Here is a 21,269-nt window from a genome sequence, read left to right on the forward strand (position 1 = left end):
CCATGCGGTCCCGCTCGATCCTAAAAGGAACATCATGGCTCACGCACCTCAAATCGCCCCTCAAATTAAAATCGCCGCCACCTACATGCGTGGCGGCACCAGTAAAGGCGTGTTCTTCAGCCTGAAAGACCTGCCCGAAGCGGCACAGGTTCCAGGCCCGGCTCGCGATGCTTTGTTGTTGCGCGTGATCGGCAGCCCCGACCCGTACGACAAGCAAATCGACGGCATGGGCGGCGCGACCTCCAGCACCAGCAAAACCGTGATCCTGTCGAAAAGCATCAAGGCCGATCACGATGTCGATTACCTGTTCGGTCAGGTATCCATCGACAAGCCTTTCGTCGACTGGAGCGGTAACTGCGGCAACCTGTCGGCGGCGGTCGGTTCGTTCGCCATCAGCAATGGTTTGGTGGACGCCAGTCGCATCCCGCACAACGGCGTTGCCGTGGTTCGCGTGTGGCAGGCCAACATCGGCAAGACCATCATCGCTCACGTGCCGATCACCAACGGTGAAGTGCAGGAAACCGGTGATTTCGAACTCGACGGCGTGACCTTTCCGGCCGCTGAAGTGCAGGTCGAATTCATGGACCCGGCGGCGGAAGAAGAGGGCGGCGGCGGTTCGATGTTTCCTACCGGCAACCTGGTCGATGACCTCGAAGTGCCCGGTGTCGGGACCTTCAAGGCGACCATGATCAACGCCGGTATTCCGACAATTTTCGTCAACGCCGAAGACATCGGTTACACCGGCACCGAGCTGCAAGGTGCGATCAACAGCGATCCGAAAGCGTTGCTGATGTTTGAAACCATTCGGGCTTACGGCGCATTGCGCATGGGCCTGATCAAGGATCTGGACGAAGCGGCCAAGCGTCAGCACACGCCTAAGGTTGCATTCGTGGCCAAGCCTGCGGACTACGTTGCTTCGAGTGGCAAAGCGATTGCGGCGGGCGATGTCGATCTGTTGGTGCGGGCGCTGTCCATGGGCAAATTGCACCACGCGATGATGGGCACGGCGGCCGTGGCTATCGGTACCGCGGCGGCGATTTCCGGCACGCTGGTGAACCTCGCAGCGGGTGGTATTCAGCGCAATGCTGTGCGTTTCGGGCACCCATCCGGCACGTTGCGCGTGGGTGCTGAGGCGAGCCAGGTGAACGGCGAGTGGACTGTGAACAAAGCCATCATGAGCCGCAGTGCGCGGGTGTTGATGGAAGGTTACGTCCGCGTGCCGGGTGATTCGTTCTGATCTGAAATCCACCCCCTCACCCTAACCCTCCCGAAACGTCGGACCGCCCCAGGGGGTAGAGGGGACTGACCGAGTTGTTCTTAGCGCTACATCGACCTGAAAGATCTGAGTCGAACTTAAATTTTGAAAAGCTTGAAGATCGGCTCCCTTTCCCCCTCTCCCCCGTGGGGAGAGGGCTGGGGTGAGGGGGAGATCTACCTGAATAAATACAAATCAAGCAGGCACCCCAGACCTGCAAAAATCAAAACCAAACCTGCCCCTGAGGAAGAACACCACCACTCAACAATCCTGAACTGGAGTGAATCGAACATGAGCACCAACGTCGACCAGAACAACCGCCCCGACTACGACACGGTCCTGCAGGACATTGCCGACTACGCCCTCAACTTCAAGATCCAATCCGCCGAAGCCCTCGACACCGCCCGCAACTGCCTGATGGACACGTTGGGCTGTGGCCTTTTGGCCCTGCGTTTCCCCGAGTGCACTAAACACCTTGGCCCGATTGTCGAAGGCACCGTCGTCCCGTTCGGCGCGCGCGTCCCCGGCACCCGTCATCGCCTCGACCCGGTCAAAGCGGCGTGGGATATCGGATGCATCGTTCGCTGGCTCGACTACAACGACACCTGGCTCGCGGCCGAGTGGGGCCATCCGTCCGATAACCTCGGCGGCATTCTCGCGGTGGCCGATCACTTGTCGCAAAAACGCCTCGCCAATGGCGATGCACCGCTGACCGTTCGCGTGGTGCTCGAAGCCATGATCATGGCCCACGAAATCCAGGGCGTGATTGCGCTGGAAAACTCCTTCAATCGCGTAGGCCTGGATCACGTCATCCTGGTGAAAGTCGCCTCGACCGCTGTGACCGCCAAGCTGATGGGCGCCAATCGCGAGCAGTTGTTGTCCGCGTTGTCCCATGCGTTCGCCGACGGTCAGGCGCTGCGCACTTACCGTCATGCGCCGAATGCCGGATCGCGTAAATCCTGGGCCGCCGGCGATGCGTCCAGCCGTGGCGTGCGTCTGGCGGAGATCGCAATGTGTGGCGAGATGGGCATCCCCGGCGTACTGACCGCCAAACAATGGGGTTTCTACGACGTGCTGTTCAGCCACACCAACAACGACCTGGCGCTCAAGCCTGAAGACAAACGCACGTTCAGCTTCTCCCGGCCGTACGGCAGCTACGTGATGGAGAACGTGCTGTTCAAAATCAGCTTCCCCGCCGAATTCCACGCGCAAACGGCCTGCGAAGCGGCAGTGACGTTGCATCCGCAAGTCAGAAATCGCCTGCACGAAATCGACAAAATCGTCATCACCACCCACGAGTCGGCGATCCGCATCATCTCCAAGGTCGGCCCGCTGGCCAACGCTGCGGACCGTGACCATTGCATTCAGTACATGACCGCCGTGCCGCTGGCGTTCGGCAATCTGGTGGCCGAGCAGTACGAAGACGACTTCCACGCGGCGCATCCGATCATCGACGTGCTGCGCGAAAAAATGGTCATCGTCGAAGACCCGCGCTACACCCGCGAATACCTGGAGGCCGACAAGCGCTCCATCGCCAATGCGATACAGGTGTTCTTCAAGGACGGCTCCAGCACCGAGAACGTATTGGTGGAGTACCCGATCGGCCATCGCCGTCGCCGCACCGACGGCATTCCGCTGCTGGAAGACAAGTTCAAGGCCAACCTGGCGACCCGCTTCAACGCCCAGCGCAGCGCCGAGATCTTTGCGTTGTGCAAGGATCAGGCTGCGCTTGAGGCGACACCGGTGAATCGGTTCGTGGATTTGTTTGTGATCTGACCGTCGCCTAGGGGTTTGCTTTTTTGCCGATGAGCCACTTTTCCACAGGCAATTTGGTGATCGCAAACCCCGTCAGCAAAATCGCCGAGTACATCATCAGTTCCCGGGACAAGGTTTGCCCCTCGTACCAGGCACCGATGATCACCGCGAACACCGGAAAAATGATGAACACAAACGACAGAATGATCGGGCTCAGCCGCTTGAGTAGCAGGAAGTAAACAATAAACCCGCCCACCGACGCCACCAGCCCCAGATAGAGCAGGGCGCTCCACGAACGCACGGTGATGGCATCGAACACCGGGGCTTCGACACTCAATCCGGCGACAAACAGCATCAACCCGGCGATGCCGATTGGCAGCGTGTTGTAGGTGATGACGCTGATCGCCGTGCCGTGTTTTTTCGTCACCACGTAACACAGCGCGTGCATCAACGCCGCACAGAGGATCGCCAACACCCCGAACAATTCGGCATGGTCCAGATGCAGCCCTTGGCTGCGGATGATCATGAACAGGCTGCCGAAACCGATGGTGATGCCGAGCACTTGCGAGGGGTAGATTCTCTCCCGTAGGAACAGCGCGGAAAACAGCAGGATGAACACCGGCATGCAGCTGAACAGCAGCGCCGTCAGGCCGGACGAAACGTGCATCTCGCCGTAGTTGAGCAAGTAATACGGCAGGCTGAAATACGTCAGCGTGACGAAGACAAAGAACCAGCGGCTTTCCCTGGGAAACAGCAGCGGTTCACGACGGATCAGGGCGAAGCCGAGAAATAACGGAAAAGCGATGAGGAATCGCAGGCCAGCGGCGGTCAGCGGGGGCACGCTTTCGACAGCAATCTTGATCCCGAGCCACGTGGTGCCCCAGCTCAGGCACACGATCAGGAACAGCACACTGGTGACCATGGCGGCCAGCCAGGGTTTTGCAGTACGTGAAGGTGCGCTGATGGCAATGGACATGATCGAACTCCTTTTATCGTCGGAATTGACCTCCCTCTGCAAAAGGTCTATCCCTGATTGAACCTGTTTCAAGCACGCTATTCGGGGTTGCAATGACTGTCAAAACAAGTATTGCCATGGTGTCAATCCTGCGCGACGGCCTCGCCAATGGTTTGGGCGTGAAGTACAAACGCCTTGCCGACGGGATCGAAAAAGGCATCGCTGAAGGGCTGATCGAGCCCGGCTGCAAATTGCCGCCTCATCGGCTGCTGGCGGATAGCCTCGGCGTGACCATCGGCACCATCAGCCGCGCTTACGGTGAACTCGAGCGTGTGGGTTTGGTGGTCGCTCGCGTAGGAGACGGCACGTATGTGCGTCAGCGCGGGATGGAACGACCGCGGGACGGTGGCTTTCGCAATGTCAGTGATGAACCGCGGGCGTTTTTTGACATGAGCCGCAATCAACCGATTCCGGGGCAGGAAGCGCTTTTTTTGAGTCAGAGCCTGCAAGCGTTGTCCCTTGATCCTGAGGCCTTGCAACACCTCGGGGGATACAGCGCCGAGGCTGGATTGCCACGCTATCGTGCGGCGGGCGCGCACTGGCTCAGGCATAAAGAGTTTGTCCCGAACGCCGAGCAGGTCGTTTGCGTGAACGGCGGCCAGCACGGTCTGTTGTGTGCCTTGATGGGGTTGCTCAAGGCAGGCGATACGTTGGTGACGGAGCACCTGACCTACCCGGGGTTGATCAGCGTCGTACGCCAGCTAGGGATAAAACTCATCGGTGTCGGGATGGATGATGAAGGGCTGATGCCCGATGCGCTGGAGGAGGTTTGCCGCAACCATCGTGTGTCGGCGCTGTATTGCACACCGACGATCCAGAATCCTACGGCTGCCGTGATGTCCGTCGCACGGCGGGAAGCGATTGCAGAGGTCTGTCGACAGCACAATCTGTTGATCTTTGAAGACGAAGCCCATGCGGTATTGGCTCAACAGCGACCGTTACCCTTGAGCCATTTCGCCCAGGAGCGCTCGGTGCTGATCGGCAGCCTGAGCAAGGCGGTTTCGGCGGGTTTGCGAGTCGGTTACCTGCATGCGCCGCAACCGTTGATCGGACGCTTGAGCGCAGCAGTGCGCGGGACGTGCTGGATGGCCAGCCCGTTGTCGCTGGAGGTGGCGACCCTGTGGATAGAAAACGGCATTGCCGAGCAGTTGCTGGGCCAGCAGATTGCCGAGATCGGTCGGCGCAAGGCGTTGGTGAGTGGTGTGCTGGAGGGCTTGACGTACAAAACCCATTCCCATAGCCCGCACTTCTGGATCGAAGTGCCCGAGCCGTGGCGGGCCTCGCAGATTGCTGAGGAACTCAAGGTGAATAATTATCTGATAGCCACCGCCGAGATGTTTGCGGTCGGACATGGAGCTGTGCCGCAGTTCATCAGGGCGAGTGTGTGTAATTCGGCGGGGGATGATCGGTTGTTATTGGAAGGGTTTGAAGCGTTGGTGGGGGCATTAACTGAAACCGTGTAATCGTTCTTCGCGAGCAAGTCGAATCGTCGCACCGCCGCTCCCACATTAGACCGAGTCGCGGCAAAGGTACGCGGTCTAATGTGGGAGCGGGCTTGCTCCGGGCGGCGATCCGACGAAGGCGGCCGGGCAGGCGCTAAAGAACTACTTGAACCGCCGCTCCACGCCTTTCTCCACCAGAATCTTCGCCGAAATCTCTTCCACCGAAAAATGCGTGGAATTGATGTGCGGAATGCTCTCGCGGCGGAACAGATTCTCCACCTCGCGCACTTCGAATTCGCACTGTGCGTAGCTCGAATAGCGGCTGTTGGGCTTGCGCTCGTTGCGGATCGCGGTGAGGCGGTCCGGGTCGATGGTCAGGCCGAACAGCTTGTGCTGGTGGGCACGCAGGGTGGCTGGCAATTGCAGGCGTTCCATGTCGTCTTCGGTCAGCGGATAGTTGGCCGCGCGGATGCCGAATTGCATGGCCATGTACAGACACGTCGGCGTCTTACCACAACGCGACACGCCCACTAGGATCAGGTCCGCCTTGTCGTAATAATGCGTGCGCGCACCGTCGTCGTTGTCGAGGGCGAAGTTGACCGCCTCGATGCGTTCCATGTAATTGGAGTTGCTGCCAATCGAGTGGGATTTGCCGACGGTGTAGGAAGAATGCTCGGTCAATTCCTGTTCAAGAGGCGCCAGGAAGGTCGAGAAAATGTCGATCATGAAACCATTGGACGTTGCGAGGATCTCACGGATGTCCTGATTGACAATGGTGTCGAAGATGATCGGCCGAAAACCATCGTTTTCGGCGGCTTTGTTGATTTGTTGTACCATGACCCGCGCTTTTTCCGCGTTGTCGATGTACGGCTTCGTGAATTTGCTGAAGGTAATGTTTTCGAACTGCGCCAGGAGGCTTTGACCCAGGGTTTCGGCTGTGATGCCGGTACCATCGGAGATAAAGAAAGCAGATCGTTTCATTTGCACCTTGGGCCTTAAGCTAGTGACGAATCTTGGATATGATAGGCGCGATTTGCTGGCCGCCAGTGGCCCGCATTCTCACTTATTTTCCAGGTCCAGGCCATACAGCTGGCAAACGCTCCATAGAGCAGCCGGCTTCTGAGCTTTTCCAACACAGTTAGTGGAGAGATCACCTTGGTAGAGTACGTAGTTTCCCTCGATAAGCTCGGCGTCCATGATGTAGAGCACGTAGGGGGCAAGAACGCATCCCTGGGCGAGATGATCAGTAACCTTGCAGGTGCCGGTGTATCGGTGCCCGGTGGCTTCGCCACGACAGCTCAGGCTTATCGTGATTTTCTCGAGCTGAGCGGCCTGAACGATCAGATCCACGCCGCCCTCGACGCCCTGGACGTCGACGATGTCAACGCCCTGGCCAAGACCGGCGCCCAGATCCGTCAATGGATCATGGAAGCGGAATTCCCTGAGAAGCTCAACGCCGAGATCCGCACCGCGTTCGCCACGCTGTCGGCCGGCAACCCTGACATGGCCGTGGCCGTGCGCTCTTCCGCTACCGCCGAAGACCTGCCGGACGCTTCCTTCGCCGGTCAGCAGGAAACCTTCCTGAACATCCGTGGTGTCGAAAACGTTATTCGCGCCGCCAAAGAGGTGTTCGCTTCGCTGTTCAACGACCGCGCGATTTCCTACCGCGTCCACCAGGGCTTCGACCACAAGCTGGTAGCCCTGTCGGCCGGCGTGCAGCGCATGGTCCGCTCTGAAACCGGCACTGCCGGCGTGATGTTCACCCTCGATACCGAATCGGGCTTCCGTGACGTGGTGTTCATCACCGGCGCCTACGGCCTGGGTGAAACCGTCGTGCAAGGCGCGGTGAACCCGGATGAGTTCTACGTCCACAAAGGCACGCTGGAAGCCGGCCGTCCGGCCATCCTGCGTCGCAACCTGGGCAGCAAAGCCATCAAGATGATCTACGGCGAAGTGGCCACGGCCGGTAAGTCGGTCAAGACCATCGACGTCGACAAGGCTGATCGCGCACGTTTCTGCCTGAGCGATGCCGAAGTCAGCGAACTGGCCAAGCAAGCGATGATCATCGAGAAGCACTACAAGTGCCCGATGGACATCGAATGGGCCAAAGACGGCGACGACGGCAAGCTCTACATCGTTCAGGCCCGTCCTGAAACCGTGAAGAGCCGCACCCAGGCCAACGTCATGGAACGTTACCTGCTGAAAGAAACCGGCACCGTGCTGGTTGAAGGCCGCGCCATCGGCCAGCGCATCGGCGCCGGCAAAGTCCGCATCATCAAGGACGTGTCCGAGATGGACAAAGTCCAGCCAGGCGACGTTCTGGTCTCCGACATGACCGACCCGGACTGGGAACCGGTCATGAAGCGCGCCAGCGCCATCGTCACCAACCGTGGCGGCCGTACCTGCCACGCGGCGATCATCGCTCGCGAGCTGGGCATCCCGGCTGTGGTCGGTTGCGGCAACGCCACCCAGTTGTTGAAGGACGGCCAGGGCGTGACCGTTTCCTGCGCTGAAGGCGACACCGGTTACATCTTCGAAGGCGAACTGGGCTTCGACATCAAGAAAAACTCCGTGGATGCCATGCCTGATCTGCCGTTCAAGATCATGATGAACGTCGGCAACCCGGACCGCGCCTTCGACTTCGCACAGCTGCCGAATGCCGGTGTGGGCCTGGCCCGTCTGGAATTCATCATCAACCGCATGATCGGTGTTCACCCGAAAGCGCTGTTGAACTACGACGGTCTGCCGCAGGACATCAAGGACAGCGTCGACAAGCGCATCGCCGGTTACGACGATCCGGTTGGCTTCTATGTCGACAAGCTGGTTGAAGGCATCAGCACCCTGGCCGCTGCGTTCACCCCGAAAAAGGTCATCGTGCGTCTGTCGGACTTCAAGTCCAACGAATACGCCAACCTGATCGGCGGCAAGCTCTACGAGCCGGAAGAAGAAAACCCGATGCTGGGCTTCCGCGGTGCTTCGCGTTACATCAGCGAATCGTTCCGTGACTGCTTCGAGCTCGAGTGCCGCGCCCTCAAGCGCGTGCGCAACGAGATGGGCCTGACCAACGTCGAAATCATGGTGCCGTTCGTCCGTACATTGGGCGAAGCTAGCCAAGTGATCGATCTGTTGGCCGAAAATGGCCTGGCCCGCGGCGAGAATGGTCTGCGCATCATCATGATGTGCGAACTGCCGTCCAACGCGATCCTCGCGGAAGAATTCCTCGAGTTCTTCGACGGCTTCTCCATCGGTTCCAACGACCTGACCCAGCTGACCCTGGGCCTGGACCGTGACTCCGGGATCATCGCGCACCTGTTCGACGAGCGTAATCCGGCGGTCAAGAAGCTGCTGGCCAACGCGATTCAGGCCTGCAACAAGGCTGGCAAGTACATCGGCATTTGCGGTCAGGGTCCTTCGGACCACCCTGATCTGGCCAAGTGGCTGATGGAGCAGGGCATCGAAAGCGTTTCGTTGAACCCCGATTCCGTACTGGAAACCTGGTTCTTCCTGGCTGAAGGTCAAGCTTCGGCTTGATGTGAATGAAGCCTCGGTCAAGTGGCCGAGGCTTTAAGAATCAAGTAGGGCGGGCTCCTCTGGAAGCCGCCCTTTTTTGTGCAAGAGCATTATGCAAAGCAGCAGCAACCTATTTCCTGTCGCCCTGATCAGCGCCGAGCGGCGCGGCGATCTGAGCGAAGACGTCTATCGTCTGAAACCCGGCAACAGCCCTGACGGCACCGTCGAACTGGCTGTGACGCGCCTGGGCATGGCGGATGGCTCAGACGCGCGTGGCGTTCCGGTTATTTTGCTTCACGGCAGCTTTTCCAATCGCCGGTTCTGGTTTTCCCCAAAGGGGCTTGGACTGGGCGCCTATCTGACGCGTCTGGGATTCGATGTATGGATTCCCGAAATGCGTGGCCACGGCCTGTCCCAGCGCAACCAGAACTACCGCAAGAACCGCGTTGCCGACTACGCCCGTTACGATTTGCCGGCCATTGGCGCGTTCGTGAGCGAGCAGAGCGGCCAGATCCCGCACTGGATCGGTCACTCGCTGGGCGGGATTACGCTGGCAGCGGCATTGGGTGGTGAGTACATCGGCGAGCCGTTGGTGGCTTCCGCGGCGTTTTTCGGTACTCAAATCAGTCGCACCTACTGGCCGTTGAAAATTCCGCCGGTGGAGTGGAGCGGGCGCTTCATTCTCAAACGTTTTGCCCAGTTGTCCGGTTCACGGCTCAAGCGCGGCCCGGAGGACGAGCCCATTGGCCTGGCCCTGGAAAGCATGCGCTGGCATGGCCTGTTTGGTCGCTTTGGCGACGCCGACAAGGATTGGTGGGCCGGATTGGCCGACGTTCAGTTACCGGTATTGGCCGTGAGTGCCGCCGGTGACCATCAGGACCCGACCTGGGCTTGTCGCAAGCTGTTCGATCAGGTGGGTTCCGAGCATAAGCAATTTATCAACCTGGGTCGCGAGCAGGGCTTTGGCGATAATTTCGGTCATGTGGAGATGCTCGTCAGCAAAGCCGCCCAGACTGAAGTCTGGCCGCTGGTGGCGCGCTGGTTGGCAGATCAGCAAACGCCATTGCCGGGTGGAAAACCGGATCTGGCTGCGGCGGTCTGAGCCTGATGCTCTAACAAGGGCATTTCGCTCCGTTCGGCTTGCGGCTAAGATATGACGCATTGAGCTGTTCTGGTCACGTTTCGACACCCTCGATTGTCTTCCTCTTTACAGGAGTTTCTCGATGAATCATTACCTCACGCCTGACCTGTGCGACGCCTATCCGGAGCTGGTGCAGGTGCTGGAACCGATGTTCAGCAATTTCGGTGGCCGTGATTCCTTCGGCGGCGAAATCGTGACCATCAAATGCTTCGAAGACAACTCGCTGGTCAAGGAACAAGCCGAGCTCAAGGGCAATGGCAAGGTGTTAGTGGTCGACGGTGGCGGTTCCCTGCGACGTGCACTGCTGGGCGACTTGATCGCCGAGAAAGCCGCGAAAAACGGTTGGGAAGGGCTGGTGATCTACGGTTGCATCCGCGACGTCGACGTCATTGCGCAAACCGACCTGGGTGTTCAGGCCCTGGCCAGCCACCCGATGAAAACCGACAAACGCGGTATCGGCGATCTCAACGTAGCCGTGACCTTTGCTGGCGTGACGTTCCATCCAGGCCATTACATCTACGCGGACAATAACGGCGTGATCATCTCGCCAAGCCCGCTGAAGATGCCTGAATAAAGCGCTACACCAACAAAGGGGTGAGGATGTTCGAGGAAGAAAACGCGCAGTGGGGGCTGGTGCATGCCCTGGTGCTGGACGGTAAAGGCGGTGCGCGTTCGATAGCCCGGACTGAACTCGATGACTTGCAGCTGCAGACCCATGAAAGCCTGTGGCTGCACTGGGATCGCAGTCACCCGCAAACCCGGACCTGGTTGCGAAAATCCAGCGGTCTGAGCGAATTCAGTTGTGATCTTTTACTTGAAGAAAACACCCGACCGCGTCTTTTACAGCTTTCGGACAGCGAACTGCTGCTATTTTTGCGTGGGGTCAACCTGAACCCGGGCGCCGAGCCGGAAGACATGGTCTCGGTGCGGATTTTTGGGTCAGCCCAGCGGGTTATTTCTCTGCGTTTGCGTCCATTGCGCGCCACCGATGAGTTGCTGGTGCAGCTCGCCGAAGGCAAAGGACCGAAAACGGCGTCAGAACTCATCCTTTGTATGGCGCAATACCTCACCAACAAGGTGCAGGATCTGGTCAGTTGCCTCTCGGAAGTGGTCGATGAGGAAGAAGAAAAGCTGGATGCCGACGAACGGTACACACCCGAGCACGGCGCCGTTTTGCAGATCCGTCGCAGGGCCGCTGCGCTGAAACGTTTTCTTGCACCGCAGCGGGAAATATTCGGACAGCTGACACGGATAAAACTGCCTTGGTTCGTCGAAGACGACGGTGATTACTGGAACGAATTGAACAACAGCCTGACCCGGTATCTCGAGGAGCTGGAATTGACCCGGGAGCGGGTGGGGTTGGTCCTTGAGGCCGAAGATAGACGTTTGAGCGTGCGAATGAACCGCACGATGTACCGCTTCGGGATCATCACCGGGATCTTTTTGCCGATGAGTTTTCTGACGGGGCTTCTGGGCATCAATGTCGGCGGGATTCCGTTCTCTGCAAGCCCCTATGGCTTCCTGATCGCGTGCCTGATGATGGTCTCGGTGGCGCTGGGGCAGTGGTGGTTATTCCGACGTTTGCGCTGGGTCTGAGGGTGAGCCATGTGACCCGAGCAAATTTGACCGCGTCTTTCACAGACATCACGAGAGGTGCGTATGCACGATCCGTTTGAACAGTCTTTGCGTGACATGCTCAAGGCATCACCGTCCACCCGGGACGACGATGCGTGCCTTGGGCGTGTACTGAAAACCGCCAACCGCCAGGTCGGCGCCGGTGATCTGTTCAGCCTGCTGGGCCGCTGGCTGCCCGCGCTGATGATCGCCTTGAATAACGGATCGGCCCATGTCGCTCCGGTTTCCCGTCACCGTAAACCTACCGTTCGCACTGCTGATAAGGCTGATTGAATATGGAACTTGATCTCTGGACTCAGAGCCTCGTCACTGCAATGACTGCGTTATGGACCAAGGTTGCAAATTTCATCCCGAACCTGTTCGGCGCACTGGTTGTGCTGCTGTTGGGTTTCGTCGTTGCGAAACTTTTGGACACTTTGCTGTCCAAGTTGCTCGCCAAGCTGGGGCTCGATCGCCTGATGGGCGGCACCGGACTGACCAAATTGTTGTCCCGGGCTGGCCTTCAAGTGCCGATCTCGACCTTGATTGGCAAGATTGTCTATTGGTTCGTTCTGCTGATTTTTCTGGTTTCTGCCGCAGAATCCCTTGGACTTGAGCGAGTTTCGGCTACGCTTGACATGCTTGCGCTGTATTTGCCGAAAGTATTTGGCGCCGCGCTGGTGCTGCTGGTGGGTGTTTTGCTCGCGCAATTGGCCAATGGGCTGGTGCGGGGGGCGGCAGAGGGCGTAGGGCTGGACTACGCTGCGGGCTTGGGGCGAATTGCCCAGGGCCTGGTAATTATCATCAGTATTTCGGTCGCGATCAGCCAGTTGGAGGTCAAGACTGACCTGCTCAACCACGTGATTGTGATCGTATTGATTACCGTTGGTCTGGCGGTTGCGCTGGCCATGGGGTTGGGAAGCCGGGAAATTGCCGGTCAGATTCTTGCGGGAATCTATGTGCGTGAGTTGTATCAGGTTGGGCAACAAGTGCGTGTTGGCGAGGTCGAAGGTCAGATCGAAGAGATCGGCACGGTTAAAACCACATTGCTGACCGATGAGGGTGAGCTAGTCTCACTCTCCAATCGGATTCTCCTGGAACAGCATGTGAGTAGCCGCTAACCCGGCAAACCCTGCTAATGTATGCCGCCGCAAAATGCCCTGAAAAGGGTTGCGGCGGACATTGACCTGACTGTCGGCCCGACTTGTTTTGAATAAAGCTCAATCGCTGTCCACGCGCTACGACCCCCGCGAGCTCTCTGATGAGGAGTTGGTCGCGCGCTCGCATACCGAGCTGTTTCACGTAACTCGCGCCTATGAAGAACTGATGCGGCGTTACCAGCGAACATTGTTTAACGTCTGTGCGCGGTATCTTGGGAACGATCGTGACGCAGACGATGTCTGTCAGGAAGTGATGTTGAAGGTGCTGTATGGCCTGAAGAACTTCGAGGGCAAATCGAAGTTCAAGACATGGCTATATAGCATCACGTACAACGAGTGCATCACGCAGTATCGGAAAGAACGGCGAAAGCGTCGCTTGATGGATGCTTTGAGTCTGGACCCCCTCGAGGAAGCGTCTGAAGAAAAGACGCCGAAACCTGAGGACAAGGGTGGACTCGATCGCTGGTTAGTGTATGTGAACCCGATTGACCGTGAAATTCTGGTGCTACGATTTGTCGCAGAGCTGGAATTTCAAGAGATCGCGGATATCATGCACATGGGTTTGAGTGCGACAAAAATGCGTTACAAACGTGCTCTAGATAAATTGCGTGAGAAATTTGCAGGCATTGCTGAAACTTAGTTCGGCGCAAATATCTCTTACGTGTAGGCAAGTTCTGATAGACTTGCCGCCGAGTTGTCCCCCGGTTTGCGGGACTGCTTCACAATCACCAGATGGGGATTTAACGGATGAAACTGAAAAACACCTTGGGCTTGGCCATTGGTTCTTTGATTGCCGCCACTTCGTTCGGCGCTCTGGCACAAGGCCAAGGCGCAGTTGAAATCGAAGGCTTCGCCAAGAAAGAACAATTCGACAGCGCTCGTAACTTCAAGAACAACGGCAACCTCTTCGGTGGTTCGGTTGGTTACTTCCTGACCGACGACGTTGAACTGCGTCTGGGCTACGACGAAGTGCACAACGTGCGTTCCGACGACGGTCGTAACATCAAGGGCGCTGATACCGCTCTGGACGCTCTGTACCACTTCAACAACCCAGGCGACATGGTCCGTCCATACGTTTCTGCCGGTTTCTCGGACCAGAGCATTGGCCAGAACGGCGGTGGCGGTCGTAACCGTTCCACTTTCGCCAACGTTGGCGGCGGTGCCAAGCTGTACTTCACCGAGAACTTCTACGCCCGTGCTGGCGTTGAAGCTCAATACAACATCGACCAGGGCGACACCGAGTGGGCTCCAAGCGTCGGTATCGGTGTGAACTTCGGTGGCGGCTCCAAGCCTGCTGCTGCTCCAGTTCCAGCACCCGCTGAAGTCTGCTCCGACAGCGACAACGATGGCGTGTGCGACAACGTTGACAAGTGCCCGGACACCCCAGCCAACGTAACTGTTGACGCTGATGGCTGCCCAGCAGTTGCTGAAGTTGTTCGTGTTGAGCTGGACGTGAAATTCGACTTCGACAAGTCGGTAGTCAAGCCAAACAGCTACGGCGACATCAAAAACCTCGCTGACTTCATGAAGCAGTACCCATCCACCAGCACTACTGTTGAAGGTCACACTGACTCCGTCGGTCCTGACGCTTACAACCAGAAACTGTCCGAGCGTCGTGCAAACGCCGTTAAGCAAGTTCTGACCAACCAGTACGGTGTTGAATCGTCCCGCGTTCAGTCTGTTGGCTACGGCGAATCCCGCCCTGTTGCTGACAACAAAACTGAAGCTGGTCGCGCTGTAAACCGTCGCGTAGAAGCGCAGGTTGAAGCTCAAGCTAAGTAATTAGCTCGCAGCTCTGAAAAGCCCGGCTTAGGCCGGGCTTTTCTTTGTCTGCGATTTGGGTTTTAGCGGGAGATTTGCGTTGCGGCGAAAAGATCGTCCGAAACGCGGCCCGAGCCTTCGGCAGCTCCTACGGGATTGGATTTGCACACGGTCAATGTAGGAGCTGCCGAAGGCTCGGGCCGCGTTCGGACGATCTTTTGATCTCATCACTCCCCGCGACAGCACCGATCACCAGGATCGCCGGGCTTTTGAGCTCGAAGCTGCTGGCATCTTCTTCCATCGCTGTCAGATCGCTCCGACATTCCCGTTGGTGTGGCAGGGAAGCGTTTTCAATCATTGCCACCGGTGTATCCGCCGACATTCCTCCGGCGAGCAACTGCTCACGAATCTCGCTCAGTTTTGCGACACCCATATACACCACCAGCGTCGTGCCACCTTGGGCCAGGGCTTGCCAGTTCAGGCTACTGCCATCCTGAGTGTGGGCGGTGACCAGCGTCACGCCACGAGCAACGCCCCGCAGGGTCAACGGAATGTCGCATTGTGTTGCTCCGGCAAGCCCGGCAGTGATGCCGTTGGCCAGTTCCACTTCGACCCCATGTTCACGCAGCCACTGCGCCTCTTCACCGCCTCGGCCAAAAATGCACGGGTCGCCGCCCTTGAGCCGCACCACGCATTTACCCTGGCGGGCGTAACGCAGCATCAGGCGATGAATGAACGCCTGAGGTGTGGAGCGACACCCGCCGCGCTTGCCCACGGGAATGATCCGCGCCTGCGGGCAATGCTCCAGCACTGCATCGTTGACCAGGTCATCGATCAGCACCACATCCGCTTCGCTCAACGCCCGCACGGCCTTGAGGGTCAACAATTCCGGATCGCCAGGACCCGCACCCACCAGCCAGACTTTTGCGCTCATAGTGTTTTTCCTCACGAGGTGACGGCGACCGGCTGCGCAGTGGCGGCCAGCAAACGCTTGATTTCCGGGACGCAGGAGCCGCATTGCGTGCCGCAGCCCAATTCTTGTTTCAAACCCTGCAGGTCCAGGCCGCGGCTAATGCCGGCGCAGACCGCGCTTTGGCTGACGTTTTTGCAGTTGCACAGGGTTTTGTTACCGGCGGTCGGCGTATTGGCGTTGCCCGGTGGGGCGCTCAGCGGTGCCAGCAGCCAGCGCCGCAGTTGTTCGTCGGCGCGACCTTCCAGCCACAGGCTTTGCAGCCAGTGTTGGGCAAGGGTTTCACCGGCCAGGCGAATGGCAGTGATCCGGCCGTTCTCGATCCGCACGCGTTTACCGATGGAGCGCCGTGGGTCGTCGTAGGCCAAAACCGGGCCATCGTTGAGTCCCAGGCATTGATCGATATCACGCAGCAATTGCGGGTCGGGCGCAGCGGCGCTGGCAGCGCGTATCAGCAACGCGGGACGTTCGCGACCGGCCAAGCTGAGGCTGACGTAGGAAAACGCCTCACAGAGTGGCCGTAGCGTCTCAAAATGCTGTTGAACATCGCCCTCGATCAGGGCGAACAGGTTCCATGGCAGTTGCACCGGTTCCAGGCGCACGCCGCTGTGTTTGAGTTCGGGCTGTTTCGATAGCGGGTCGAAGGCGGGAAGAGTGAGGGTATTTACGCCACCCTTGAGGAAGCGGTCACCCCAATGCATCGGCAGAAAGGCCTGACCGGGTCGCACGCTGTCGTCACCGCCGACGGCGACAATCACCGCGCCACGGCGACTTTTCAGACTGACCAGGTCGCCCGATTGCAGCCGATGCCGGCGCAGTTCATCCGGGTGCAAACTCAACACCGCTTCGCTGACGTGGCCGAATAGCTGTGCGGCGGTGCCGGTGCGGCTCATGCCGTGCCATTGGTCCCGCAGGCGGCCGGTGATCAGGGTCAGCGGGAAGCGCGCGTCGCGTTGTTCCTTGGCGGCGCGGTACGGGTCGGCCACGAATTGCGCACGTCCGCTGGCCGTCGGGAAAATTCCGTCCAGGTACAGCCGGGCCGTGCCTTCGCCGGCGCCAGTGGGGAAGGGCCATTGCTGCGGGCCGAGGCGGTCGATCAGTGCATGACTGATGCCGGACAAGTCCAGATCACGTCCGCGGGTCAATTGCTTGTATTCGTCGAAGACCTGCGCCGGGTTTTCAAAGGCAAACAGGCTGGTTTGCCCGGGACGCAGATATTTTTCCAGGCGCTGTGCGAAATCCACCGTGATCGCCCAGTCCGAGCGGGTTTCACCGGGTGCGACGATCGCTCGGCGAACGTGGGAAATGCGCCGTTCGGAGTTGGTCACCGTACCGTCCTTTTCGCCCCAACTGGCGGCGGGCAGCAACAGGTCTGCGAAGGCTGCGGTTTCGGTGGTACGAAAGGCCTCCTGCAACACCACGAACGGGCAGGCTTGCAGTGCCGCGCGTACGGCGGTTTGATCCGGCATTGATTGCGCAGGGTTGGTGCAAGCGATCCACAGCGCCTTGATTTTTCCGCTGCGCACCTGCTCAAACAACTCGATAGCGGTGAGCCCGGTGTTTGCAGGCAGTTGATCCACGCCCCAATACGCCGCCACTTCCGCGCGATGTTCGGCATTGGCGGCCTCGCGATGGCCTGGCAGCAGGTTCGACAAGCTGCCGGTTTCGCGGCCGCCCATGGCATTTGGCTGACCGGTCAGCGAGAAAGGTCCTGCGCCGGGGCGGCCGATTTGCCCGGTGGCCAGGTGCAGGTTGATCAGTGCGCTGTTTTTCGCGCTGCCGGCGGTGGACTGGTTCAAGCCCATGCACCACAGCGACAGGAAGCTCGGTGAAGTGCCAACCCATTCGGCGCATTGCTGCAGTTGCTCGACGCTGATCCCGCAGAGCTGCGAAACCATCTGCGGCGTGTAATCGCGCACCAGGTTCTTCAGTTCGGCCAAGCCTTCGGTGTGGGCCTTGATGAAGTCGCGGTCGACCCAGTCTTCCCACAGCAGCAGGTGCAAAATCCCATGGAACAAGGCGACATCGGTGCCCGGCAGAATGGCCAAATGCAGGTCAGCCAGATCGCAGGTGTCGGTACGACGCGGGTCGATGACGATGACTTTCATCTGCGGCCGGCGGGATTTCGCTTCCTCCAGTCGACGGAAAAGTATCGGGTGGGCGTAGGCCATGTTGCTGCCGACGATCATCACGCAGTCGCTCAATTCCAGGTCTTCGTAGCTGCACGGCGGTGCGTCGGCGCCCAGGCTGCGCTTGTAGCCGACCACTGCCGAAGACATGCACAGGCGTGAATTGCTGTCGATGTTGTTGGTGCCCACTAGCGCTCGCGCCAGTTTGTTGAAGGCGTAGTAATCCTCGGTCAGTAATTGCCCGGAAATGTAGAACGCCACGCTGTCCGGGCCGTGTTCGGCGATAGTCTCGGCAAAAACGCTGGCGGCGTGATCGAGGGCGGTGTCCCAGTCAGTGCGGCTACGGGCCAGGCCTTTGCCCAGGCGCAGTTCGGGATACAACGCCCGGGCCGCGAGGTCGCCGGTCAGGTGCAAGGTAGAGCCTTTACTGCACAGTTTGCCGAAGTTGGCCGGGTGGGCCGGATCGCCGCTGACGCCGAGAATGCGCTCGCCGTCATGCTCGATCAGCACGCCGCAGCCGACCCCGCAATAGCAGCAGGTGGAAGCGGTGATCTGGTTCATCAGCTTGCTTCCCGCAGGGCCAGCAACACCCGGCCATTCTCGACCCGTGCTGAATGGTGGTGAGCGCAACCGATGTCCGGGGCCTGGGCTTCGCCGGTTTCCAGGTCGATCTGCCAGTTATGCAGCGGGCAGGCGACCCGTTTGCCGTAGATCAAACCTTGGGACAGTGGCCCGCCCTTGTGCGGGCAACGGTCGTCGAGTGCGAAAACCTCATCATCGCTGGTACGAAAAATCGCGATGTCGCCTTTCGGGCCCGCGATGATCCGCGAGCCCAGGGCATTGATTTCTTCCAGTGCGCAGATATCCAGCCAGTTCATGCCGACACCTCCAGGTTCTTCACTGCGATGACTTCGAATTCTTTCTTCAGCAGCGGTTGTTCCAGGCGTTCCTTCCACGGGTCCTGTTCGAACGACAAGGAAAACTGCAAGCGATCGTTGAGCGCCTTGCGCCGCTCCGGGTCTTCCAGCACGGCTTTCTTGATGTGTTCCATGCCGACCCGTTGCAGGTAATGCACGGTGCGTTCGAGGTAGAAAGCTTCTTCGCGATAGAGCTGCAGGAACGCGCCGTTGTATTCGCGCACTTCCTCGGCGGTTTTCAGCTTGACGAAGAATTCCGCGACTTCGGTCTTGATCCCGCCGTTGCCGCCGATGTACATCTCCCAGCCCGAATCCACGCCGATAATTCCGACGTCCTTGATGCCCGCTTCCGAACAGTTGCGTGGGCAACCGGAGACGGCCAGTTTCACTTTGTGCGGCGACCACATGTTGAACAGGTCGTGCTCAAGCTCGATGCCCAGTTGCGTGGAGTTCTGGGTGCCGAAGCGGCAGAACTCGCTGCCGACGCAAGTCTTCACGGTGCGGATGGATTTGCCGTAGGCGTGGCCGGACGGCATGTCGAGATCCTTCCAGACGCCTGGCAAGTCCTGCTTCTTGATCCCCAGCAAATCGATACGCTGGCCTCCGGTCACCTTGACCATTGGCACGTTGTATTTGTCGGCCACGTCGGCAATGCGCCGCAGTTCCGAAGGATTGGTCACACCGCCCCACATCCGAGGGACTACAGAGTAAGTGCCGTCCTTCTGAATGTTGGCGTGGGCGCGTTCATTGATCAGGCGCGATTGCGGATCGTCCTTGGCTTCGCCAGGCCAGGTGGAAATCAGGTAGTAGTTGAGCGCCGGGCGGCACGTGGCGCAGCCGTTCGGCGTGCGCCAGTTCAAATAGCTCAGGGTGCCGGCGATGGTCAGCAGATGCTGCTCGCGGATGGCCTGACGAATTTGCCCGTGGTTCAGGTCGCTGCAACCGCAAATGGCTTTTTCGCTTTTCGGTTTGACGTCTGCGGCGCCGCCCACGGTGTTGATCAGGATCTGTTCCACCAGGCCAGCGCAAGAGCCGCAGGAGCTGGCAGCCTTGGTGTGCTTCTTGACGTCGTCGACGCTGAACAACCCGTGCTCCTGAATCGCCTTGACGATGGTGCCTTTGCACACGCCGTTGCAGCCGCAGACTTCGGCGGTGTCGGCCATGCTCATGGCTTTGTCCTGGCCTTGATGTCCTACGTCGCCTAAAGCGTTTTCGCCGAACATCAGGTGATCGCGGATCTCGTCGATGGCGTGATTCTCACGGATCTGCCGGAAATACCAGCCACCGTCTGCCGTATCGCCGTACAGACAGGCCCCGACCAGCACGTCATCCTTGATCACCAGTTTTTTGTAGACCCCGCCGATAGGGTCGGAGAGGGTGATGGTTTCGGTGCCTTCGCCGCCCATGAAGTCGCCGGCGGAGAACAGGTCGATGCCGGTCACTTTCAATTTGGTCGACGTCACCGAACCCTTGTAGGTGGCGAAGCCCAGTTGGGCGAGGTGGTTGGCGCAGACCTTGGCCTGTTCAAACAGCGGCGCCACCAGGCCGTAAGCGATGCCGCGGTGGCTGGCGCATTCGCCGATGGCGTAGATGCGCGGGTCGTAGGTTTGCAGGGTGTCGTTGACCAGAATCCCGCGGTTGCAGGGGATGCCGGATTTTTCCGCGAGTTCGGTGTTGGGGCGAATACCGGCGGCCATCACCACCAGGTCGGCGGGGATGATGTCGCCATTCTTGAACTCAACCGAGCCGACCCGGCCATTGCCGGCATCGTGCAGGGCCTGGGTTTGCTCGCAAAGACGAAAGTGCAGGCCGCGGGCCTCCAGGGCGGTTTGCAGCAACTGGCCGCTGGTTTTATCCAGTTGCCGCTCCAGCAACCATTCACCGATGTGCACCACGGTGACGTGCATGCCGCGCAGCATCAGGCCGTTGGCGGCTTCCAGGCCGAGCAGGCCGCCACCGATCACAACGGCGTGCTTGTGGGTTTTCGCGGTGTTGATCATTGCCTGGGTGTCGGCGATGTCGCGGTAGCCGATCACGCCGTGCAAGGTGTTGCCGGGGATCGGCAGGATGAACGGAGTCGAGCCGGTGGCGATCAGCAGACGATCGTATTCGGCCTCGCTGCCGTCTTCGGCGATCACCCGGCGTTTGACCCGGTCGATCTCCACCACTTTGCGGTTGAGCAGCAGTTTGATGTTGTTGTCCAGGTACCAGTCCAGATCGTTCAGCACGATCTCTTCGAAGGTTTGTTCGCCGGCCAGCACGGGCGACAGCAGGATGCGGTTGTAGTTGGTATGAGGTTCGGCGCCGAAGACCGTGATGTCGTACAGCTCATTGCTCAGCTTGAGCAGTTCTTCCAGGGTACGAACCCCGGCCATGCCGTTGCCGATCATCACCAGTTTTAGTTTTTTCATCAGGTTCTCCGGGGAGCTCGGACCCGCCTCATCAGGGCTTACAGGTCTTGCTCGACAAAATTTGCGCAAACAAAAAAAGGCGTCCCGCTAGTTGCCTAGCGAGGACGCCTTTGTCCTGGTCCCGTTCTCTCGGGAAGCGCATCCTTCGTCGTTGAAGGCTGGGCTTTATGTCTGTTGAGAAAGGTAATG

At 59.1% G+C, this 21,269-nt stretch carries 17 protein-coding genes; 11 read left to right on the forward strand and 6 right to left on the reverse strand.

All coding sequences use genetic code 11. The features are described 5' to 3' along the window. The first annotated feature begins 34 nt into the window (after positions 1 to 34). Together prpF and prpD are read left to right on the forward strand one after the other, a co-directional pair. Positions 35 to 1,237 (forward strand): 2-methylaconitate cis-trans isomerase PrpF, encoded by a 1,203-nt coding sequence (gene prpF, locus ACSQ87_RS09920; protein WP_223432149.1) that lies wholly within the window; start codon positions 35 to 37, stop codon positions 1,235 to 1,237. Between the two features lie 309 nt (positions 1,238 to 1,546). Next, on the forward strand, positions 1,547 to 3,031 hold the full coding sequence (gene prpD, locus ACSQ87_RS09925; RefSeq protein ID WP_223432148.1) for a 2-methylcitrate dehydratase: 1,485 nt from the start codon (positions 1,547 to 1,549) through the stop codon (positions 3,029 to 3,031). 7 nt (positions 3,032 to 3,038) lie between these two features. Here the strand turns inward: prpD and ACSQ87_RS09930 are convergent, their stop codons facing one another. Continuing rightward, positions 3,039 to 3,941: a DMT family transporter gene (locus tag ACSQ87_RS09930; RefSeq protein ID WP_223432154.1), complete on the reverse strand. Its 903-nt coding sequence runs from the start codon at positions 3,939 to 3,941 to the stop codon at positions 3,039 to 3,041. Between the two features lie 137 nt (positions 3,942 to 4,078). Here ACSQ87_RS09930 and ACSQ87_RS09935 point away from each other — a divergent pair, with 137 nt between their 5' ends. After that, the gene (locus tag ACSQ87_RS09935) at positions 4,079 to 5,488 is read left to right on the forward strand and encodes a PLP-dependent aminotransferase family protein (RefSeq protein ID WP_223432147.1); all 1,410 of its coding nucleotides are present in this window, start codon (positions 4,079 to 4,081) and stop codon (positions 5,486 to 5,488) included. Between the two features lie 141 nt (positions 5,489 to 5,629). Here the strand turns inward: ACSQ87_RS09935 and ppsR are convergent, their stop codons facing one another. Next, the gene (ppsR, locus tag ACSQ87_RS09940; RefSeq protein WP_223432146.1) at positions 5,630 to 6,448 is read right to left on the reverse strand and encodes a posphoenolpyruvate synthetase regulatory kinase/phosphorylase PpsR; all 819 of its coding nucleotides are present in this window, start codon (positions 6,446 to 6,448) and stop codon (positions 5,630 to 5,632) included. A 174-nt stretch (positions 6,449 to 6,622) separates the two neighbouring features. On the opposite strand from ppsR, the gene ppsA reads away from it, so the two are divergent. The 8 genes from ppsA to ACSQ87_RS09980 all read left to right on the forward strand — a co-directional run bounded on the left by ppsA (position 6,623) and on the right by ACSQ87_RS09980 (position 14,674). Next, on the forward strand, positions 6,623 to 8,998 hold the full coding sequence (ppsA, locus tag ACSQ87_RS09945) for a phosphoenolpyruvate synthase (protein ID WP_150655272.1): 2,376 nt from the start codon (positions 6,623 to 6,625) through the stop codon (positions 8,996 to 8,998). A gap of 91 nt (positions 8,999 to 9,089) precedes the next feature. Further along, on the forward strand, positions 9,090 to 10,079 hold the full coding sequence (locus tag ACSQ87_RS09950; RefSeq protein ID WP_223432145.1) for an alpha/beta fold hydrolase: 990 nt from the start codon (positions 9,090 to 9,092) through the stop codon (positions 10,077 to 10,079). A gap of 121 nt (positions 10,080 to 10,200) precedes the next feature. Beyond that, positions 10,201 to 10,692: a ribonuclease E activity regulator RraA gene (gene rraA, locus ACSQ87_RS09955; protein ID WP_150655274.1), complete on the forward strand. Its 492-nt coding sequence runs from the start codon at positions 10,201 to 10,203 to the stop codon at positions 10,690 to 10,692. 26 nt (positions 10,693 to 10,718) lie between these two features. Then, positions 10,719 to 11,714, forward strand: a complete 996-nt coding sequence (locus ACSQ87_RS09960; RefSeq protein WP_223432144.1) for a zinc transporter ZntB — start codon at positions 10,719 to 10,721, stop codon at positions 11,712 to 11,714. Between the two features lie 63 nt (positions 11,715 to 11,777). Beyond that, the gene (locus ACSQ87_RS09965; RefSeq protein WP_008146303.1) at positions 11,778 to 12,026 is read left to right on the forward strand and encodes a hypothetical protein; all 249 of its coding nucleotides are present in this window, start codon (positions 11,778 to 11,780) and stop codon (positions 12,024 to 12,026) included. Positions 12,027 to 12,028: 2 nt separating this feature from the next. After that, positions 12,029 to 12,853 (forward strand): mechanosensitive ion channel family protein, encoded by an 825-nt coding sequence (locus tag ACSQ87_RS09970; RefSeq protein WP_008027407.1) that lies wholly within the window; start codon positions 12,029 to 12,031, stop codon positions 12,851 to 12,853. Between the two features lie 88 nt (positions 12,854 to 12,941). Beyond that, complete coding sequence (gene sigX, locus ACSQ87_RS09975; RefSeq protein ID WP_010456518.1) at positions 12,942 to 13,532, forward strand: RNA polymerase sigma factor SigX; 591 nt, start codon at positions 12,942 to 12,944, stop codon at positions 13,530 to 13,532. 107 nt (positions 13,533 to 13,639) lie between these two features. Next, positions 13,640 to 14,674: an OmpA family protein gene (locus tag ACSQ87_RS09980; RefSeq protein ID WP_150655276.1), complete on the forward strand. Its 1,035-nt coding sequence runs from the start codon at positions 13,640 to 13,642 to the stop codon at positions 14,672 to 14,674. Positions 14,675 to 14,825: 151 nt separating this feature from the next. Here the strand turns inward: ACSQ87_RS09980 and cobA are convergent, their stop codons facing one another. Genes cobA through nirB form a run of 4 tightly spaced genes read right to left on the reverse strand, consistent with a single transcriptional unit; the run spans position 14,826 to position 21,080 of the window. After that, positions 14,826 to 15,587: a uroporphyrinogen-III C-methyltransferase gene (gene cobA / locus ACSQ87_RS09985; RefSeq protein ID WP_223432143.1), complete on the reverse strand. Its 762-nt coding sequence runs from the start codon at positions 15,585 to 15,587 to the stop codon at positions 14,826 to 14,828. Positions 15,588 to 15,598: 11 nt separating this feature from the next. Next, the gene (locus ACSQ87_RS09990) at positions 15,599 to 18,313 is read right to left on the reverse strand and encodes a nitrate reductase (RefSeq protein ID WP_223432142.1); all 2,715 of its coding nucleotides are present in this window, start codon (positions 18,311 to 18,313) and stop codon (positions 15,599 to 15,601) included. Then, complete coding sequence (gene nirD / locus ACSQ87_RS09995) at positions 18,313 to 18,630, reverse strand: nitrite reductase small subunit NirD (protein WP_008146292.1); 318 nt, start codon at positions 18,628 to 18,630, stop codon at positions 18,313 to 18,315. The genes ACSQ87_RS09990 and nirD overlap by 1 nt, the downstream gene beginning before the upstream one ends. Then, on the reverse strand, positions 18,627 to 21,080 hold the full coding sequence (gene nirB, locus ACSQ87_RS10000; protein WP_223432141.1) for a nitrite reductase large subunit NirB: 2,454 nt from the start codon (positions 21,078 to 21,080) through the stop codon (positions 18,627 to 18,629). Before nirB ends, nirD begins: the two co-directional genes overlap by 4 nt. Positions 21,081 to 21,269 lie beyond the last annotated feature (189 nt).

The organism is Pseudomonas sp. LjRoot277 (genome assembly GCF_964253845.1).
Lineage (GTDB): Bacteria > Pseudomonadota > Gammaproteobacteria > Pseudomonadales > Pseudomonadaceae > Aquipseudomonas.

What these genes read in the sequence shown, in the direction of transcription:
- prpF (WP_223432149.1), top strand. Translation starts at nt 35, where the DNA reads ATGGCTCACGCACCTCAAATCGCCCCTCAAATTAAAATCGCCGCCACC.
- prpD (WP_223432148.1), top strand. Translation starts at nt 1,547, where the DNA reads ATGAGCACCAACGTCGACCAGAACAACCGCCCCGACTACGACACGGTC.
- ACSQ87_RS09935 (WP_223432147.1), top strand. Translation starts at nt 4,079, where the DNA reads ATGACTGTCAAAACAAGTATTGCCATGGTGTCAATCCTGCGCGACGGC.
- ppsR (WP_223432146.1), bottom strand. Translation starts at nt 6,448, where the DNA reads ATGAAACGATCTGCTTTCTTTATCTCCGATGGTACCGGCATCACAGCC.
- ACSQ87_RS09950 (WP_223432145.1), top strand. Translation starts at nt 9,090, where the DNA reads ATGCAAAGCAGCAGCAACCTATTTCCTGTCGCCCTGATCAGCGCCGAG.
- rraA (WP_150655274.1), top strand. Translation starts at nt 10,201, where the DNA reads ATGAATCATTACCTCACGCCTGACCTGTGCGACGCCTATCCGGAGCTG.
- ACSQ87_RS09960 (WP_223432144.1), top strand. Translation starts at nt 10,719, where the DNA reads ATGTTCGAGGAAGAAAACGCGCAGTGGGGGCTGGTGCATGCCCTGGTG.
- ACSQ87_RS09965 (WP_008146303.1), top strand. Translation starts at nt 11,778, where the DNA reads ATGCACGATCCGTTTGAACAGTCTTTGCGTGACATGCTCAAGGCATCA.
- ACSQ87_RS09970 (WP_008027407.1), top strand. Translation starts at nt 12,029, where the DNA reads ATGGAACTTGATCTCTGGACTCAGAGCCTCGTCACTGCAATGACTGCG.
- ACSQ87_RS09980 (WP_150655276.1), top strand. Translation starts at nt 13,640, where the DNA reads ATGAAACTGAAAAACACCTTGGGCTTGGCCATTGGTTCTTTGATTGCC.
- cobA (WP_223432143.1), bottom strand. Translation starts at nt 15,587, where the DNA reads ATGAGCGCAAAAGTCTGGCTGGTGGGTGCGGGTCCTGGCGATCCGGAA.
- ACSQ87_RS09990 (WP_223432142.1), bottom strand. Translation starts at nt 18,313, where the DNA reads ATGAACCAGATCACCGCTTCCACCTGCTGCTATTGCGGGGTCGGCTGC.
- nirD (WP_008146292.1), bottom strand. Translation starts at nt 18,630, where the DNA reads ATGAACTGGCTGGATATCTGCGCACTGGAAGAAATCAATGCCCTGGGC.
- nirB (WP_223432141.1), bottom strand. Translation starts at nt 21,080, where the DNA reads ATGAAAAAACTAAAACTGGTGATGATCGGCAACGGCATGGCCGGGGTT.